14 protein-coding genes are annotated in these 17,038 nt (G+C 64.5%); 2 read left to right on the top strand and 12 right to left on the bottom strand.

What is annotated here, in order from left to right; all coding sequences use genetic code 11:
* Positions 1–32: 32 nt before the first annotated feature.
* From LDL32_RS12765 to hrcA, 8 genes are all read right to left on the bottom strand, one after another.
* Complete coding sequence (locus LDL32_RS12765; protein ID WP_233067487.1) at positions 33–806, bottom strand: response regulator transcription factor; 774 nt, start codon at positions 804–806, stop codon at positions 33–35.
* A gap of 215 nt (positions 807–1,021) precedes the next feature.
* Entirely contained in the window at positions 1,022–2,332 is a 1,311-nt protein-coding gene (locus LDL32_RS12760; RefSeq protein WP_233067485.1) for a lipopolysaccharide assembly protein LapB, read from the bottom strand.
* Positions 2,333–2,450: 118 nt separating this feature from the next.
* On the bottom strand, positions 2,451–3,221 hold the full coding sequence (locus LDL32_RS12755) for a MotA/TolQ/ExbB proton channel family protein (protein ID WP_233067483.1): 771 nt from the start codon (positions 3,219–3,221) through the stop codon (positions 2,451–2,453).
* Positions 3,222–3,309: 88 nt separating this feature from the next.
* Positions 3,310–3,660, bottom strand: coding sequence for a hypothetical protein (locus LDL32_RS12750; RefSeq protein WP_233067481.1), 351 nt, complete (start codon positions 3,658–3,660; stop codon positions 3,310–3,312).
* Between the two features lie 222 nt (positions 3,661–3,882).
* Positions 3,883–5,014 (bottom strand): peptide chain release factor 2 gene (gene prfB, locus LDL32_RS12745; RefSeq protein WP_233067479.1). Its coding sequence is split into 2 segments (ribosomal slippage): positions 3,883–4,944 and positions 4,946–5,014, totalling 1,131 coding nucleotides; the frame shifts between segments, so codons are not numbered across the junction.
* Positions 5,015–5,076: 62 nt separating this feature from the next.
* Positions 5,077–7,644, bottom strand: coding sequence for a penicillin-binding protein 1A (locus tag LDL32_RS12740; RefSeq protein WP_233067477.1), 2,568 nt, complete (start codon positions 7,642–7,644; stop codon positions 5,077–5,079).
* 266 nt (positions 7,645–7,910) lie between these two features.
* A complete protein-coding gene (locus LDL32_RS12735) occupies positions 7,911–8,798 on the bottom strand; it encodes an aldo/keto reductase (protein WP_233067475.1) in 888 nt (295 codons plus the stop codon).
* A gap of 120 nt (positions 8,799–8,918) precedes the next feature.
* Positions 8,919–9,998, bottom strand: a complete 1,080-nt coding sequence (gene hrcA / locus LDL32_RS12730) for a heat-inducible transcriptional repressor HrcA (protein WP_233068891.1) — start codon at positions 9,996–9,998, stop codon at positions 8,919–8,921.
* A 145-nt stretch (positions 9,999–10,143) separates the two neighbouring features.
* Here hrcA and rph point away from each other — a divergent pair, with 145 nt between their 5' ends.
* Positions 10,144–10,872, top strand: coding sequence for a ribonuclease PH (gene rph / locus LDL32_RS12725; protein WP_233067473.1), 729 nt, complete (start codon positions 10,144–10,146; stop codon positions 10,870–10,872).
* The gene (rdgB, locus tag LDL32_RS12720) at positions 10,869–11,489 is read left to right on the top strand and encodes an RdgB/HAM1 family non-canonical purine NTP pyrophosphatase (protein WP_233067471.1); all 621 of its coding nucleotides are present in this window, start codon (positions 10,869–10,871) and stop codon (positions 11,487–11,489) included. Before rph ends, rdgB begins: the two co-directional genes overlap by 4 nt.
* Positions 11,490–11,649: 160 nt before the next feature.
* Here the strand turns inward: rdgB and LDL32_RS12715 are convergent, their stop codons facing one another.
* From LDL32_RS12715 to truB, 4 genes are all read right to left on the bottom strand, one after another.
* The gene (locus LDL32_RS12715; protein ID WP_233067469.1) at positions 11,650–13,068 is read right to left on the bottom strand and encodes a nitronate monooxygenase family protein; all 1,419 of its coding nucleotides are present in this window, start codon (positions 13,066–13,068) and stop codon (positions 11,650–11,652) included.
* Between the two features lie 90 nt (positions 13,069–13,158).
* On the bottom strand, positions 13,159–15,297 hold the full coding sequence (pnp, locus tag LDL32_RS12710; protein ID WP_233067467.1) for a polyribonucleotide nucleotidyltransferase: 2,139 nt from the start codon (positions 15,295–15,297) through the stop codon (positions 13,159–13,161).
* Between the two features lie 298 nt (positions 15,298–15,595).
* Positions 15,596–15,865, bottom strand: coding sequence for a 30S ribosomal protein S15 (rpsO, locus tag LDL32_RS12705; protein ID WP_014105875.1), 270 nt, complete (start codon positions 15,863–15,865; stop codon positions 15,596–15,598).
* A gap of 24 nt (positions 15,866–15,889) precedes the next feature.
* Positions 15,890–16,810, bottom strand: a complete 921-nt coding sequence (gene truB, locus LDL32_RS12700) for a tRNA pseudouridine(55) synthase TruB (RefSeq protein ID WP_233067465.1) — start codon at positions 16,808–16,810, stop codon at positions 15,890–15,892.
* Positions 16,811–17,038: the final 228 nt, after the last annotated feature.

Here is a 17,038-nt window from a genome sequence, read left to right as displayed (position 1 = left end):
TGCCTCCCCCTGCCCCGCCGTCATGTGCGCGCTCAGATCCGCTCCACTTCCGATGTGAAGATGTAGCCCATGCCGCGCACGGTACGGATCAGGCCATCCGAATCCGGCCCCAGCTTGCGCCGCAGGCGGCTGACCAGCACATCCACGCTGCGATCGGACACATCACCCAGCCGGGTGCGCGAGAGTTCAAGCAGCCGGTCACGGCCGATAACGCGCTGCGGATTGTCAAGGAAGCTGGTCAGCAGGTCATGCTCCGCGCCCGATATCTCGACCGCCACACCCGAAGGGTCGGTCAGTTCGCGCCGCCGCAGGTCCAGCATCCACCCCGCGAAGCGTACGGTCTCCCTGCGCTGCCGCCCGGCGCTGGGAATGGTGACCCCACCACCACGGCGGCGCAGCACGGCACGCACGCGCGCCAGCAGTTCCTTCTGGCCAAAGGGCTTGGGCACGTAGTCATCCGCCCCCAGTTCAAGCCCCTGCACGCGGTCCAGTTCCTCGCCACGGGCGGAAACGATGATGACCGGTACTTCCGTCAGCGCCGCCTCGCCCGGTCCTGCGGGTTCACCCTGCGCCCGAAGCCCGCGGCACAGATCAAGCCCGTTGGTTCCCGGCAGCATCACATCAAGAATGATCAGGTCGGCACCCTGCGCCCGCAGCGCGTCCCACATCTCGGGTCCATCCTGCACGCCACGCACGCGGTATCCATCCCCCTGCAGCGCGCGAACGATCAGGGTGCGCATGCCAGGGTCATCTTCCACCACGAGGATACGGGCGGGCAGATCATCAGTGGCAGGTATCTGTGTCATTACTCTCGGCCATGGTTTCGGGTTCGGGACAGGCATGATGCCATTCATGCGATGACCGTCAGCATATCCAACGCACCGGGGCGGGATAAGACCATCGTTCATGTCATAAAATGTCTTTCCCACCGGACCATGACCCGCCCGGCCATGAAACGCACAACGGGGCGCCGGATCACCCGGCGCCCCGTTCCATGCAGGCCCTGCGTGGCGCCTGATGCTTAATGCGCGGCGGGGGCTGCGTTGAGCTTCAGCACCCAGAACTGGGCAATGTCACGCGCGCCATTGGTCCCTTCCACGCTGTTGAGCGTGGCGATGGCGGCAGCCTTCTGGCCCGCCGCGGCCTGCGCCAGACCCAGATGCAGGCGGGCGATGTTCACGTCCGACGGTCCCTTGGCAATGCCCTGCTGCATGAGGGAAAGCCCCTTGTCCGCCTGGCCGAACAGTACGTAGTTGTAGCCCGCCGTCAGCATCGCGTTGCCGGTGGTGGCCTGTGCCGCCGCCGTATCAAGCCCCGCCTTGCGGTCGGCGGCGCTCTGGGTCACCAGCGCCTTCAGCTTTTCCTCACGCGGGGCGCTGGCGTCATGACCCAGCACGCCGGTGCTGTAGCCCTGGTTGATGATGTCCAGCGCCATCTGCGGCAGGCCCGCCTGCATGGCAAGTTCGGTAATGTCCATGTATTCGGCCGGGGTCTTGACCAGACCCGCTTCCAGCCGCACGCGGTCGATATCCAGCCGCAGCCCCGGCGCCATGTTGGGCGCGCTCAGCACGGAATGGACAACCTGCGCCCAGTAATCGGGCTTGGGATAATAGGTGGCAAGCAGGACATAGGTCTTGGTCAGCGCCGCGTTGTCCTTCAGCTGCGCCTGACAGGCGGCCAGAAGCTGGAGCTGGTTCTCGGTCGGCTTGCCGCCCGCCTTGATCGTGTCGTCCACCTGCGCCTGCTGCACGCGGGCCGCATTGGCATAGTCATGCTGCAGGTAGTAGGCTTGGATCAGGATTGTCAGCATCTGCGGGTTCTTGCCACCCGCCTTGATGTATTTTTCCGTAACCGTGATCGCCGTGGGATAATCCTTGGCGGTAAACGCCATGCTGCCTTCGGCCAGGGCCATCTGTTCTTTGGTGGCGGCAGGCGTGCGGGGGGAAGCGATCAGCTTGTCATAGGCCGAGATCGCGGCAGGCACGTTGCCGGACTGCGCGGCAACGGCGGCACGCATCTGCGCGATGGTATAGGATTCGTACTCGGACTTGCCCGTCACGGCATCCGCCGCATCCACATCGGCCATGGCCTGCGGGTATTTCTTGGCGGCAAGGTCGGTCTGGGCCTTCTGCAGCGCCGTGCCGACCTTCTCTCCCAGCTGGTCCGCCGCGTGAGCGTCATGCACGGGCAGTACGCCCGCCACCGGCAGGACCATCATGACCCCTGCCAGCAGGCGCCCGCGCAACCGGAACAGCGATTTGGATGTGATGTTCTTCAACTGGATGTCCTTCCATGAACGGGTCATGGCCCGAATGATCATCGGCCAGGGCATCAGGATGGACCCGTGCGGCCCATCATTCAATCCACCCCTGAACCGAAGATACGGCAGGCCGCGCATGCGTACCCGCCGTACCAGAAGCTGGGATTCAGATCACACGCATGCGCGTGGCTTATTTTGGCGTATCGTGTGTTTCATGGCGGTAGCCGCCAATCAGGATGGACTGCAGATCCGCGGCAAAGTTGCGGACTTCATCCAGCGCACCCTTGTTGCGGCGGACGAGCATGTTGTAGCCCAGCACCGCCGGCACGGCGGTGCCCAGGCCGATGGCCGTCATGATCAGCGATTCACCGACCGGGCCCGCAACCTTGTCGATCGAGGCCTGGCCCGCGATGCCGATGGCCGTCAGGGCGTGATAGATGCCCCACACCGTGCCGAACAGCCCCACGAACGGAGAGGTGGACCCCACCGTGCCGAGGAAGGCCAGCCCGCCCTGCAGGCGGTTCTGCACGAAGTCTACCGAGCGCTGCAGGGACAGCGCGGTCCATGACGGCAGGTCGATGGTCTCCTGCATCGTGCCTTCATGGTGCTCGGCGGCCTTGATGCCGGTATCGGCAATATAGCGGAACGGTGATGCGGTATCGAGCTGGCTGGCACCCTGGCGGATGTCGGAAGCGGGCCAGAACTTGGCCTTCACTTCCTTCACATCCTTGAAGATGCGGGCCTGCTCCAGGAACTTGATGATCATGATGTACCATGTGCCAACGGACATCACGACCATGATCAGCAGCACGGTACGGGCGATGAAATCACCATTCGACCACAGCGCACCCAGCCCGTAGGGATTGGCCTCGGCCGCGGCGGCGGGGGTTGCGTACGCAAGGGCTGGCAGAGCGGTAAGCAGCGCGGCCGCGATGACTGAGTTACGATGCTGTCGGGTCATTTCCCTAAAATCCTCTGACGAATAAAGCCTTGGTTCTGGCCTGCCACACTCTTCATGGCTGCTATCTGACCAGTCCGGACATTGAAAATCAATCCACCTGTAACGTTTTCGGAACAATTTTCGGCTGGTGGACGCGCCGGTCCGCCCCGATGACGGGTGCGGGAATGACAGGCACCTCCGGCTGGAGCATGACCGGGCGCGGCAGGACGGGCGCGGCCGGAACGGGGGGAAGTGGCTCGGGAATGATCCTGAGCGTGACGGGCGGCAGCGGCCGGTAGGGGGCGGGAAACATGGGTCTGGCCTTGGGGCGCAGCCCGTAGGCCAGCACGGACAGGACAACGACGTGAACCAGCACGATCACCCCGGTCACGCGCAGGTACGGTGTCCGCCTGCGCTGCCGGGCGGCGTAGTCCTGTCCCATCGCTTCGTTAGACCACATACCGTCCCTTATCACCCATCACAGTGCGGGCCCGCCGCTGCCGCGCAGACCCGCAACCAATTACCAGATCATGAATTGGGGGTGGTCGGGGGGTGCGTGTCAAGCCGGTTATGCAACAGATACGCAACAAAATTCCCTTTTTGGAACAATGTCTCATCCGGCATGGCCCAAAAAAACCCCGCGGGTGGCCCGCGGGGTCTGATGGCGGCAGGACCGCGGGGCTTACTGCGCCTGCGCACTTGCCTCCGAACGGGTGGCCCCCACGCGCGCGGCCAGGGCCGCGGCCATGAAGTCATCAATGTCACCATCAAGGATGGCGTCCGGGTTGGTTTTCTCGACGTTGGTGCGCAGGTCCTTCACCAGCTGGTAGGGCGCGAGCACGTAGGAACGGATCTGGTGGCCCCAGCCGATATCGGTCTTGTTCGCCTCGGTCTGGGCGGCGGCTGCCTCACGCTTCTGCAGTTCCTGCTCGTACATGCGTGCCTTGAGCATGGTCATGGCGGTAGCGCGGTTGCGGTGCTGGGAACGGTCGGTCTGGCAGGCCACCACGATTCCCGTGGGAACATGGGTGATGCGGATGGCCGATTCCGTCTTGTTGACGTGCTGCCCGCCAGCACCCGATGCGCGGAACGTATCGACACGCAGGTCGGCCTCGTTGATCTCGATCTCGATCGAATCATCGACCACCGGATACACCCAGACGGAGGCGAAGGAAGTCTGCCGCCGCGCCGCCGCATCAAACGGCGAGATCCGGACCAGACGGTGCACGCCGGCCTCGGTCTTGAGCCAGCCATAGGCATTGGGGCCGCTGACCTGGATGGTGGCGGACTTGATGCCGGCCTGCTCCCCTTCCGAGCTTTCCATCATGGTCACCTTGTAGCCATGCTGCTCGGCCCAGCGGGTGTACATGCGCAGCAGCATTTCGGCCCAGTCCTGCGCCTCCGTCCCGCCGGCACCCGCATTGACTTCCAGATAGCAGTCATTGCTGTCCGCCTCGCCCGAAAGCAGGCTTTCCGTCTCGCGCCGCTTGGCTTCCTCGGCCAGCGCGCGCAGGCTGGATACCGCTTCGGCCACGACAGCCGAATCGTCTTCCATCTCCGCAAGCTCGACCAGTTCGAGCGTATCGTTCACATCGGCTTCAAGCCGCTGCACGCCCTCGATCTGGTTGGCCAGCAGCGTGCGCTCGCGCATCAGCTTCTGGGCGGTTTCGGAATCATTCCACAGTTCGGGATCTTCGGCCCGGTTGTTCAGTTCCGCCAGGCGGTCGATTGCGACATCCCAGTCAAAGATGCCTCCTCAGCAGTGCCACCGACTGCTTGATCTGGTCGTTCAGGGCCTCTGTCTCGGCAGACATGGGCTTGCTCCTTGGTCAACGGTCATAAGTGCCGGATGCGCATGGCGCCCGGCAATGGGGCGTCAATACAGGCCGCCCATGCCAATGTCACCCCCGGATGGCTGGGAAGCCGCCGGGGCCCCGGGTGCCGCTGCATGCCCCGCCGAGGTCGTCGCATCGGGTACCGCCATCGGGCTGCCTGGCGTGGTGGCCATGTCCGTCTCGGAGTCGGGCATGTTCTCGGCACCGGTATCCGCCGCCGTCAGCGCCATGCCCGAGCCGGCACCCAGATCAACACTTATGCCGGGCACCTGTCCGGGCTTGAAGGCATCGATCGCCATGCCCATGCCGGTATCATAGCGGGCCAGTTGCACGCCCTCGGGCACGCGGAAATCAAGGCGCGGGCGGGTGGCCAGCGCCGCCTTCATCACCTGGTTCCAGATCGGTCCGGCAATCACGCCACCGGTCTCGTTCTTGCCCAGCGACTGCGGGGTATCGAATCCGACCCATACCACCGTGACCAGATCGGGCGAGAACCCGGCGAACCACGCGTCATTGAAATCCTGGCTGGTGCCGGTCTTGCCCGCGATGGGCCGGTCGATGCCCGCACCCGCACGCACACCGGTGCCGCGACGGATCACATCCTGCATCATCGCCACGATCTGGCTGGCCGATGCGGCGGACACGACCTGCGGCCGGGTATCGACCATCTGCGGGCCATCCGCGGGCGTACCGCCGGCCTGCTGCCATCCAATGCTGTCGGCCCGCCATATCACGTTGCCGTTGCGGTCCTTGATGTCATCGACCAGGGTGGGTGTTACCAGCCTGCCGTCATTGGCGATGGTGGCATAGGCGGCGGCCTCGTGCAGGACCGTGGTTTCCACGGCACCCAGCGCCGCGGGCAGCACCAGCGGCATGGAATGCGCAAGCCCCAGCGTCTGCGCCAGTGCTGCCACCGGTTTCATGCCGATCTGGGCGGCCAGGCGGATGGTGACAAGATTGCGCGATTCGCGCAGCGCGTCATGCAGGGTGGTGGGGCCCCAGAAATCCTTCTCGTAGTTGTTCGGATGCCATTCACCATAGCTTACGGGGGAGTCATCGAATTTCTGCGATGGCGAGATCCCCTGCTCCATCGCCGCCAGATACACGAACGGCTTGAAGGAGGAACCGGGCTGGCGCGCCGCCTGTGTCGCGCGGTTGAACTGTGATTCCCTGAACGACCAGCCCCCCACCATCGCCATCACGCGGCCGGTATGGACATCGATGGTAGCCAGCGCCCCTTCCACCCGTGGCACCTGCCGGATGGCGACCCCGCTGCCATCGGCCTGCGGCTCGACAAGCAGCACGTCACCGGTCTGAATGCCCTTGCCGCTGCGCATCCATGCCCGGTCACGCGCCAGCAGTTCGCCCGTGCGGGGCATGACCGGGTCGCGCCCTTCCAGCCAGCCCACACGGCCCGTGGCGGCGGACAGCACCACCGCGACCCGCCACTGCTCCAGCATGGCGACCGGGGGGGTGACATGCGCCAGCGCATTGGCCCAGTCACCCGTCGTCTCGCCTGCATCCACATGGGCAAATGCACCGCGCCAGCCGCCATGGGCGCGGTCGTAACGCAGCAGCCCGTCACGCAGGGCGGTGGTGGCCACCTGCTGGAGGTGGGAGTCAAGTGAGGTATGGACCGAAAGCCCGCCTTCCATCGTGGTGCCGATGCCGTAGCGTTCGATCAGTTCGCGGCGCACTTCCTCGGCAAACCATTCGGATGCGGGGACCGGGCCGGGGCGGGTGAAGTTGGCGGGCACCAGCGGTTCGAGCTGGGCGGCGCGGGCTTCTTCGGGCGTGATGACCCTGAGATCCGCCATACGGTCCAGCACCCAGTTGCGGCGGTTGGTCGCCGCCTGCACGAAGCGGTGCGGGTTGTAGTTGGTGGGCGATTTGGGCAGCGCGCCAAGGAAGGCGGCCTCGGCATTGTCCAGCTGGTCGAGCGGCTTGTTGAAATAGGTCTGGGCGGCAGCGGCAATGCCGTAGGCCCCTTCACCCAGATAGATCTCGTTGAGGTAGATCTCGAGGATCTGCTCCTTGCTCAGCGTCTGTTCCAGCCGCATGGCCAGCAGCGCTTCCTTGATCTTGCGGTCGATCGACACCGCATTCGACCCCAGCAGCATGATGCGGGCAACCTGCTGGGTGATGGTGGAAGCCCCGATGGGACGATGCTTGGTGCCATGCATCATCATGTCGGTCAGGCCGGCACGCAGGATGGCCAGCGGGTCGACACCACCATGGGAGAAGAATTTCTGGTCCTCGGCGGCCAGGAAGGCACTGCGCACACGCTCGGGTATGGCGCTGTAGGGCACGAATATGCGCCGCTCCGCCGCCAGTTCCGCCATGACCTGGTCATCACCGGAATACAGGCGGCTCATCACCGGCGGCTGGTAGGTGCGCAGGCCATCCACGGTGGGCAGCCCCTCGCTCAGGCGTTCATATTCCCGCCAGGCCACCACGCCCGCGGTGCCGCCACCCAGCAGCAGCACGGCCAGCGTGGTGCCGGCAAGCCAGCGCACCATCCGGTAGCGGGGCCGGCGTGGGCCACCCGTACCGGGCCGGGAGGGTCCATCAATCCGGCCATCGCGGCCTGATCCGTCAGCAAGCGTCATCCGGTATCCAATAGGCAAAGAAAGGGGCCGTTATGTGTCGGTGGCCCCTGTCTAGCATTGTCCGCCGCCGCCGTCGCCCCTGATCCATCCGCTCGTGCCCGCCTGCGCGCCCAGGGACCATTTCCAAAAAGACCCATCGATAGGAGCAGCAAAAGTTTTCGGGTGCCGCCTTTTTTCAAAAAGGCGGCGTTTCCTGAAGCTTTTCGAAAAAAGCTTCACCAAAAACTTCTTTATGTTTTAACGGATTTTCAAATATGGCCTTTCTGTCAGGCATCGTTCCGGCTGGCCCATTCGGCCCGGCCATCGTTATCAAGCTGGCGGAATTCCTCGTCACTCAGTTCAATGGCGGCGGCCGCCGCGTTATCGGCCAGGTGGTCGGGGCTGCCGGTGCCGGGAATGGGCAGCATGACCGGCGCGCGCCGCAGCAGCCATGCGAGCGCGATCTGGCCGGGCTGGACACCTTTCTCACTGGCCAGGCGGGTCAGCAGGGTATCGCCCTTCGTCAGGCTGCCCGCCGCCAGCGGCGCCCATGGGATGAAGCCGATATTCTCCTCCGTGCAGTAATCCAGCACGTCCTCGGAATACCGGTTGACGAGGTTGAAGCGGTTCTGGACGGTCGCAACGGGAAAATACAGCCGCGCACGCTCGATCATCTCCACCGTCACTTCGGACAGGCCGACATGACGGATCAGCCCCTGCGCGCGCATGGCGGCAATGGCCTCGAACTGCTGTTCGGGCGTGCAGTCGGCCCCCACGCGGTGCAGCTGCCACAGGTCGATGCGCTCCACCCCCAGCCTGCGCATGCTCATCAGCACGCACTGGCGCAGGTAGTCCGGGTTGCCCACCGGCTTCCATATGTTCGGGCCGTGGCGGGTATGGCCGCCCTTGGTGGCGATGATGGTGTTTGTATAGGGATGCAGCGCCTCACGGATCAGGTCCTCGCTGACAAACGGGCCATAAGCATCTGCCGTATCAACGAAGTTGATGCCCAGTTCAGGCAGGCGGCGCAGGGTGGCGAGGGCCGCGTTCCGGTCGGCCGGTTCACCCCATATGCCGGGGCCGGTGATGCGCATGGCGCCAAAACCAAGCCGTGTGACCTCCAGGTCACCACCAATCATGAACGATCCGGACTGCCGTGCATCGGGCGTGAACATGCCATTCTCCTTGCGCGTTGGGCCATCGCGCACCCGCGCGAGCGCAGGGCGCGTGTGGCTGGTCTGTGCCCTTCCATTAAGGACCGCCAGCCGCGCGGGTTGCATTGCAATCCCGTCGCCTCAGCCCAGCATGCGGCCGATCACGCGGGCGGTATAGTCCACCACGGGAATGATGCGGGCATAATTGATGCGCGTGGGTCCGATCACCCCGATCGCGCCAACGATGCGGTTGCTGTCGGTGCGTGCGGGCGCCACCACCACCGACATGCCCGCCATGCCGAACAGCCCGCTTTCCGCCCCGATGAAGATCCGCACCCCTTCGGATTCGCGCGCAAGGTCGAGCAGGCGGAGCATGGTCTCCTGCGTCTCCAGCCGTTCGAACAGCATCTGGATGGTGGTCAGGCGCTCGATCTCGGTCACATCGGCCAGCAGGCGCCCCTGCCCGCGTATGAACAGGGTGCCCCCGCGCTCGTCCGCGTCACTCCATGTGGCGAGGCCACTGGACACGACTTCCGCCGTCAGGTGGTCCAGTTCGTTGCGGTTGGCCGTCATGGCGGTGCTGACCGTCTCGCGCAGGCGGTCCAGCGTCTGGCCGGACAGGTGGGCGTTGAGGTAGTTCCCCGCCTCCACCAGTGCGGAAGGCGGCAGGCCGGGCGGAATCTCGATCACGCGGTTTTCCACCTGCCCGTCGGCACTGACCAGGATGACCAGTGCCCGCCCCGGACCAAGCGCCACGAATTCGATATGCTTGATGGTGGCGCCATCGCTCTTGGGCGCCATGACCACCCCCGCCGCCGAGGACAGGCCCGACAGCATGGAGGACGCCTGCGCCAGCGTATCCTCCAGCGAGCGGCCCTTTACGTCCAGCATGCCCGCGATGCTCTCGCGCTCGTCCTCGCTCAGGCTGCCAAACTGCAGCAGGCCATCGACAAACAGCCGCACGCCCTTCTCCGTCGGCAGGCGCCCCGCCGAGGTGTGGGGGGAAAACAGCAGCCCCGCATCGGTCAGGTCGGCCATGACATTGCGAATCGTGGCCGGCGAGAGCGAAAGCGGCAGGCGCTGCGAAAGCGTGCGCGAGCCCATCGGCTCACCCGTTTCGACATACTGCTCCACGATCTCACGCAGGATCGCGGCAGATCGCGGGTCAAGCCCGGAGAGCAGGGCCGGCTGCGATACCGGTGGTCGGGTTTCCATCGCCATGCCTCCTGTTTTGCGCATTCATCCGCCATGCGACCATTCGCATGCCCACCAGTATAACAGATGATCCATGCCCCTGCCCACGCGGGACTGGCAATGCAGGGGGATTGCACGCTATGCCGCCCCATCACCTTGCGGAGTTACCCCCATGCGCCCATCCGGCCGTGCCATTGACGCCCTGCGTCCCGTCTTCATCCAGACCGGCTTTGCCCGCCACGCGGAAGGTTCCGCCCTGATCCGCATGGGCGGGACCGAAGTCCTGTGCGCCGCCAGCGTGGAGATGCGTGTCCCGTCCTTCCTGCGCGGCAGGGGACAGGGCTGGGTCACGGCGGAATATGGCATGCTGCCGCGCGCCACCCACAGCCGTGGCCCGCGTGAAGCCGCAAAGGGCAGGCAGAGCGGCCGCACCCAGGAAATCCAGCGCCTGATTGCCCGCTCGCTGCGTGCCGTGACCGACCTGAAGGCATTGGGGGAAATCTCGATCACGGTGGATTGCGACGTGCTGAATGCCGATGGCGGCACGCGCTGCGCCGCCATTACCGGGGCATGGGTGGCGCTGCGCCTTGCGCTGGAAACGCTTGTGCGCGCGGGCACGCTGGATACCGTGCCGCTCAGGGGGCAGGTCGCCGCCGTATCATGCGGGCTGACGGAAGATGGCGCGGTGCTTGACCTGGATTACAGGGAAGACAGCAACGCGCGCGCCGATTCCAATTTTGTCCTGACCGCCGATGGCGGTATTGTGGAAATACAGGGCACCGCCGAACAGGACCCCTTTACCGAGGCCGAGTTCAATACCCTCATGCGGCTTGCCCGCACCGGAACCGCGGAACTGTTCCGCATCCAGACCGCCACGGTGGAAGAGGCGCTCAAGGCATGACACGACATTCCAGCCGCCTGAACCGGGGCGATACACTGGTGCTGGCTACCCATAACCGGGGCAAGATTGCGGAATTCGCGGCGCTCCTTGGCGGCTACGGCATCCATGTCCGGTCCGCGGGGGATCTTTCGCTGCCGGAACCGGAGGAGACGGCCGACAACTTTGCGGGTAACGCCGCGATCAAGGCCGTGGCCGCAGCAAAAGCCGCGAACCTGCCCGCACTGGCCGATGATTCCGGCTTCTGTGTTTCAGCACTTGGCGGCGCGCCGGGAATTTTCTCCGCCCGCTGGGCCGGGCCGGGCAAGGACTACCCCGATGCGATGCGCCGTATCCATGACCGGATTGGCGATAACCCCGACCGGGGGGCATGGTTCATTTCCGTGCTGTGCCTGGCATGGCCTGACGGACATACCGAAACATTCGAGGGCCGGATTGACGGCCATGTCGTCTGGCCGCCCCATGGCACGAATGGCCATGGCTATGACCCGCTTTTTGCCCCCGGCACGGGCACCCGCACCTTTGCCGACATGACGGACGGGGAAAAGAACGCCATCAGCCATCGCGGGCTGGCCTTCGCCCTGTTCCGCAATGCCTGCCTGCCAAAGGACGCGGCATAGCCTGCCGCATCCAGCATAAAAAAGGCCGGCCTCATGAGGCCGGCCTTCAAAGCAGAAAGAAGCTTTGGTGAAGCCTTTTGAAAAAGGCTTCAGGGAATGCCGCCTTTCTGAAAAAAGGCGGCACCCAAAAACTTTCATTCTTTTTTATCAATAATGGTGCTTAGCGACCGGTCATGATCTGTTCCAGCAGCTGCGCCACGGTGGGCACGAAGCCATTGGCATAGAACGGATCGGTCGCGAACCGCCACGCATTGGTGCCGCCAAACATGAGGTTGTTGTCAATCACCGCATCCTGATCCGGCCCATGGGCGTGGGCTGCCGCCTGCAGGGTTTTCTGGATGCAGTAGGAACGCGGGTCCGCCTTGTGCCCGTTGGAATAGGCGGGCGGGCGCTGCGACCAGTTGGAGAAGCGGCATTCGGACAGGCAGCCCATGCAGGCCCCCTGATCAGCCAGGATCTCACGCGCCTTTTCGGGGCTTACGAACACCAGCGTGTTGTCTGGCGTGCGCATGGCCTCGGTATGGCCTTCTTCCATCCACAACTGTGCGTGCTGACGGTCGGCGGGAGTGACAAAGACCTGCCGCCCGCGCGCGCCAATGGCCAGGGCTGCGGTATGCTCGCCCACGGCCTCGGGCGAGAACGGTACCTGCCGCTCCGACCGCCCGCGCAGTTCGCGCAGGAAGGTGTTGTTCACGGCAGAGGAATAGAAACCCGTAGGCGAGAAGCGGTTGAGGAACACATCCCCCTTCTTCAGCGTCAGCAGGCGGCGCTTCCATGCATCGGGAATCGGGCTTTCACGCGTCAGCAGCGGGCGGGTACCGAACTGGAAGACGATCGGCCCCAGTTCGGGACTGTCGATCCAGTCCTGCCATTCCTCCAGCCACCATACGCCACCGGCCATGATGATGGGGGTGTCATCCAGGCCAAAGGCACGCATCTGCTTGCGCAGCGCCAGCACGCGGGGGAACGGGTCTTCCGGCGCCAGCGGGTTTTCGGTGTTGGACAGGCCATTATGGCCGCCAGCGCGCCACGGGTCCTCGTACACCACGCCGCCCAGCAGTTCCGCCGTCTTGTTGTATGAACGGCGCCACAGGGCGTTGAACGCGCGGGCGGAAGATACGATGGGATAGTAATGGATGCCGAAGCGCGCCGCGATTTCCGACAGGCGGTACGGCATGCCCGCGCCACAGGTCAGCCCCTGGATCAGGCCCGGAGCCCCTTCCAGCACACCGGTAATGACCCGTTCGGCCCCACCCATTTCCCACAGGATGTTGGCGTGTATCCGCCCCCTGCCGCCGGCAAGTTCATGCGCGATGCGGGCCTGGTCAATGCCGCCACGAATGGCGTAATCGACCAGTTCCTCATGCCGTTCACGCCGGGTCCTGCCGTGATAGGTCTGGGGAACGATGTTGCCGTTCTCGTCATAGGAATCGGCATTCACGATCGAGATCGTGCCGGCACCGCCCGCCGCCGCCCAGTGCCCGGCGGACACACCGGTCGAAATCGAGACGCCCTTCCCCCCTTCTACCAGGGGCAGAATATCCGTTCCGCCCATGCGGATCGCATTGATCGGCTTCATCACCATTCCATCGTCATGTATCTGCCCGGCGGCAGGGTGCGGCCTGTGCTACCCCCATCCCGCCGGGTTAAGTAGGCCGGGGCCCGCGTCTTACCGCGCGCCGGGGGCACGGCCGGGCCTGGCGCCCACGGTGTCGGTAATGTCGGCACCGGTCTTCTGGTCAACCACGCGCATGGACAGCTTGACCTTGCCGCGATCGTCAAAGCCCAGCACCTTCACCTTCACCTCGTCTCCCTGCTTGACGACGTCGGTCGTCTTGGAAACGCGCCCTTCCGCCAGTTCGGAGATGTGAACCAGCCCGTCACGGGGGCCAAGGAAGTTCACGAACGCCCCGAAATCGGCGGTCTTGACCACCTTGCCGTTATAGATGTGGCCCACTTCGGGTTCGGCCGTGATGCCACGGATCCGCTCGATGGCCTTTTCGGCCTGATCGTCGGAGGATGCGGCGATCATGATCGTGCCATCATCGTTGATGTCGATCTTGGCACCCGAATATTCAACGATCTCACGGATAACTTTACCGCCCTGACCGATCACATCACGGATCTTTTCCTTCGGAACCGAGATCGTGGTGATCTTCGGGGCGGAGGAGGAGACATCCGTGCGGCCTTCGGTCAGCGCCTTGGCCATCTCACCCAGAATGTGCAGGCGACCCTGACGGGCCTGCCCCAGCGCGATCTTCATGATTTCCGGCGTGATCGACGTGATCTTGATGTCCATCTGCAGCGCGGTGACACCCTGCTCGGTGCCGGCCACCTTGAAGTCCATGTCACCCAGATGGTCTTCATCACCCAGGATGTCGGACAGGACGGCGAAATCCTCGTCTTCCTTGATCAGGCCCATGGCGATACCCGCCACCGGGCGCTTGAGCGGCACACCCGCATCCATCAGCGCCAGCGACGTGCCGCATACGGTCGCCATGGAGGACGAGCCGTTGCTTTCCGTGATCTCGGACACCACGCGCATGGTGTACGGGAAGGTGTCCTTGCCCGGCAGCAGCGGGTGGATCGCACGCCATGCCAGCTTGCCATGGCCGATTTCACGGCGACCGGGAGAACCCATGCGCCCGCACTCACCCACCGAGAAGGGCGGGAAGTTGTAGTGCAGCATGAAGTTGTTGCGGTATTCGCCTTCCAGCGCATCCACGATCTGCTCGTCCTGCCCGGTGCCAAGGGTCGCGACCACAAGGGCCTGCGTCTCCCCACGGGTAAACAGGGCGGAGCCATGGGCACGCGGCAGGATGCCGACTTCGGACACGATCGGGCGGATCGTTTCCAGATCACGGCCATCGATGCGGAAACCGGTGTCGAGCACTTCGGTGCGGACCACATCGGCTTCCAGATCCTTGATCATGGGCTTGGCGGCAGCGGCATCATCTTCGCCAATCTTCGCCAGGATGGCTTCACGCGCCGCGGCAACCTTCTTGTAACGCACCTGCTTGGCGCGTTCCTTGTAGGCATCGGCGATCAGGGCGCGACCGGCCTTGTCCACCTTCTTGCGCAGCTTGACTTCCTCAGCCGTCGGCTCGGCCAGGTCCCACGGGGCCTTTGCCGCACTTTCGGCCAGGTCGATGATCAGGTCGATCACCGGCTGGAAGGCTTCGTGGCCGAAGGTCACGGCGCCCAGCATCACGTCCTCGGACAGTTCCACCGCCTCGGACTCGACCATCAGCACGCCTTCGGACGTACCGGCCACGACCAGGTCCAGTTCGCTTTCCTTGAGCTGGGAAATGGTCGGGTTCAGTACGTATTTGCCGTTGCTGTAACCCACGCGGGCCGCACCCACGGGGCCGAAGAACGGAATGCCCGACAGCGTCAGCGCGGCCGAACAGCCGATCAGCGCCACAACGGCGGGGTCGTTCTCCATATCGTGGCTGAGCACGGTGGCGATGACCTGCACTTCGTTGCGGAAGTTCTCGGGAAACAGCGGGCGCAGCGGGCGGTCGATCAGGCGCGAGTTCAGGACCTCGGCCTCGCTCGGGCGGCCTTCACGCTTGAAGAAGCCACCGGGGATCTTGCCCGCGGCATAGGCCTTTTCCTGATAGTTGACCGTCAGCGGGAAGAAGTCCTGCCCCGGCTTGACGCTCTTGGCGCCAACGGCCGTGCACAGCACCACCGTATCGCCATAGGTCACGACAACTGCACCGTCGGCCTGGCGGGCGATCTTGCCCGTTTCCAGCACCAGCGGGCGGCCGCCCCATTCGATTTCCTTGCGAAAATAATTAAACATCCAGACAACCCTGTCCGTTGACTGCCGCAATGCAGGCGGGCCGGACATGGGAACGTATGATGGCAGCGCCTCGGACGGCATGGAGCGCGACGGCACGGCCGCCAGAACACCATGTGGCCTGAAACGCTGCGATCCGGGTCCGGACATCTCCGCCATGGCGTGGCAGCGTGTTGGCGGCGCCCCTGGTGGGCGCCTGAAAATATCCGGCCCGACCGGACACGGGCATGCCCATGCATGCGCCGTGACCGTTCAGACCGTGCGGGTACGCATTATGGACGCGTTCCCGCCATGCCGCAAATCAGCGACGCAGGCCGAGGCGCTTGATGAGCGTTTCGTAACGGGCCTGGTCCTTGCGCTTGACATAGTCCAGCAGGCGGCGACGACGGCCGACCAGCATCAGCAGGCCACGGCGGGAATGGAAATCCTTCGCGTGGGTCTTGAGGTGGTCGGTCAGGTTCACGATCCGCTCGGTCAGCAGCGCGACCTGCACTTCCGGCGAGCCCGTGTCGGTCTCGGCATTGCGGTATTCGCCAATAAGCGCCGTGCGGCGTTCAGCAGTAATCGACATCATTCTCTCCATTGATCATCCGGTTCAGAGCATGCGCACGGATCGCAGCCACCCACCCTCGGGGCGGCACAGCCCGACCACGCGCGCCCCATCCATCGCACGCACGACACCCGAGCGGGGATCGGTGTGTTCCGGCATCCGGTCCGCCAGCTGGTTCAGGTCAATCGCCTGGCCAAATGACAGGGCATCCGCTTCCTCCCGGGTCAGGGCCAGCGCCGGGATGTCGGCCAGCGCGGTCGCGACCGGAAGAAGCAGATCCGGTGGGGCAGGCGCGTTGTCGGCGCTCGGGACAATTTTGTCCAGTGGAATCGCATGGGATTCATCAAAAGGCCCCACGTTCAGCCGCCGCAGTGCCGCCACATGGCCCACCGTGCCGCAGGCCAGCGCGATATCGCGTGCAAGCGAGCGCATGTACACCCCCTTGCCCGATTCCACCTCGAACACGGCCGTATCGGCGTCGGGGCGCGCAATCAGTTCGAAACGGTCGATGCGCGCGGGTCGCGGCGGCAGGTCGGGCGCATGGCCCGCGCGCGCCATGTCGTAAGAGCGTTTTCCCCCCACCTTCAGCGCGGAATAGACCGGGGGCACCTGCATGATCTCGCCACGGAAGGCCGCCAGCGCCGCCTCGAACGCCGCATTGTCCGGACGGATGGCGGATGTGGCCGTCACGGCACCTTCGGCGTCATCACTATCGCGCGCTTCACCGATACGCAGGGTGAAGTGGTAACGCTTGGTGCCATCCATGATGTAGGGCACGGTCTTGGTCGCCCTGCCAAAGGCTATGGGCAGCAGGCCGGTAGCCAGCGGGTCCAGCGTGCCGCCATGGCCTGCCTTCGCCGCATCGAACAGATAGCGCACCCGGCCCACGACCTGGGTGGATGTCATGCCTGATGGCTTGTCGATCACCAGCCAGCCATCAAGCGGGCGTCCACGTTTGCGTCGCATTGCAGGGCACCTTGTACGGGGTAAGGGGGGTGGGCAGCGTTTAGACGAGGCACGCATGCACGGCAATGCCCCATTCCGCCACGGGGGCTGGCGGCCTGCCCCCTACATGGTAAAAGGCAGGGCGGGCACATGCCTGCCATCCCCGTATCCCGCTTTGTTTCGGGGAAAGGTGGTGTCATCTTGCAGCAAACGGGCGCATGGCTGATTGTGTTCGGGAGTTTTTTTCAT

Source organism: Komagataeibacter sp. FNDCF1 (assembly GCF_021295335.1).
Lineage (GTDB): Bacteria > Pseudomonadota > Alphaproteobacteria > Acetobacterales > Acetobacteraceae > Komagataeibacter.
The sequence above is the reverse complement of the archived record's forward strand: the minus strand, read 5'-3'. Positions and strand labels throughout refer to the sequence as shown.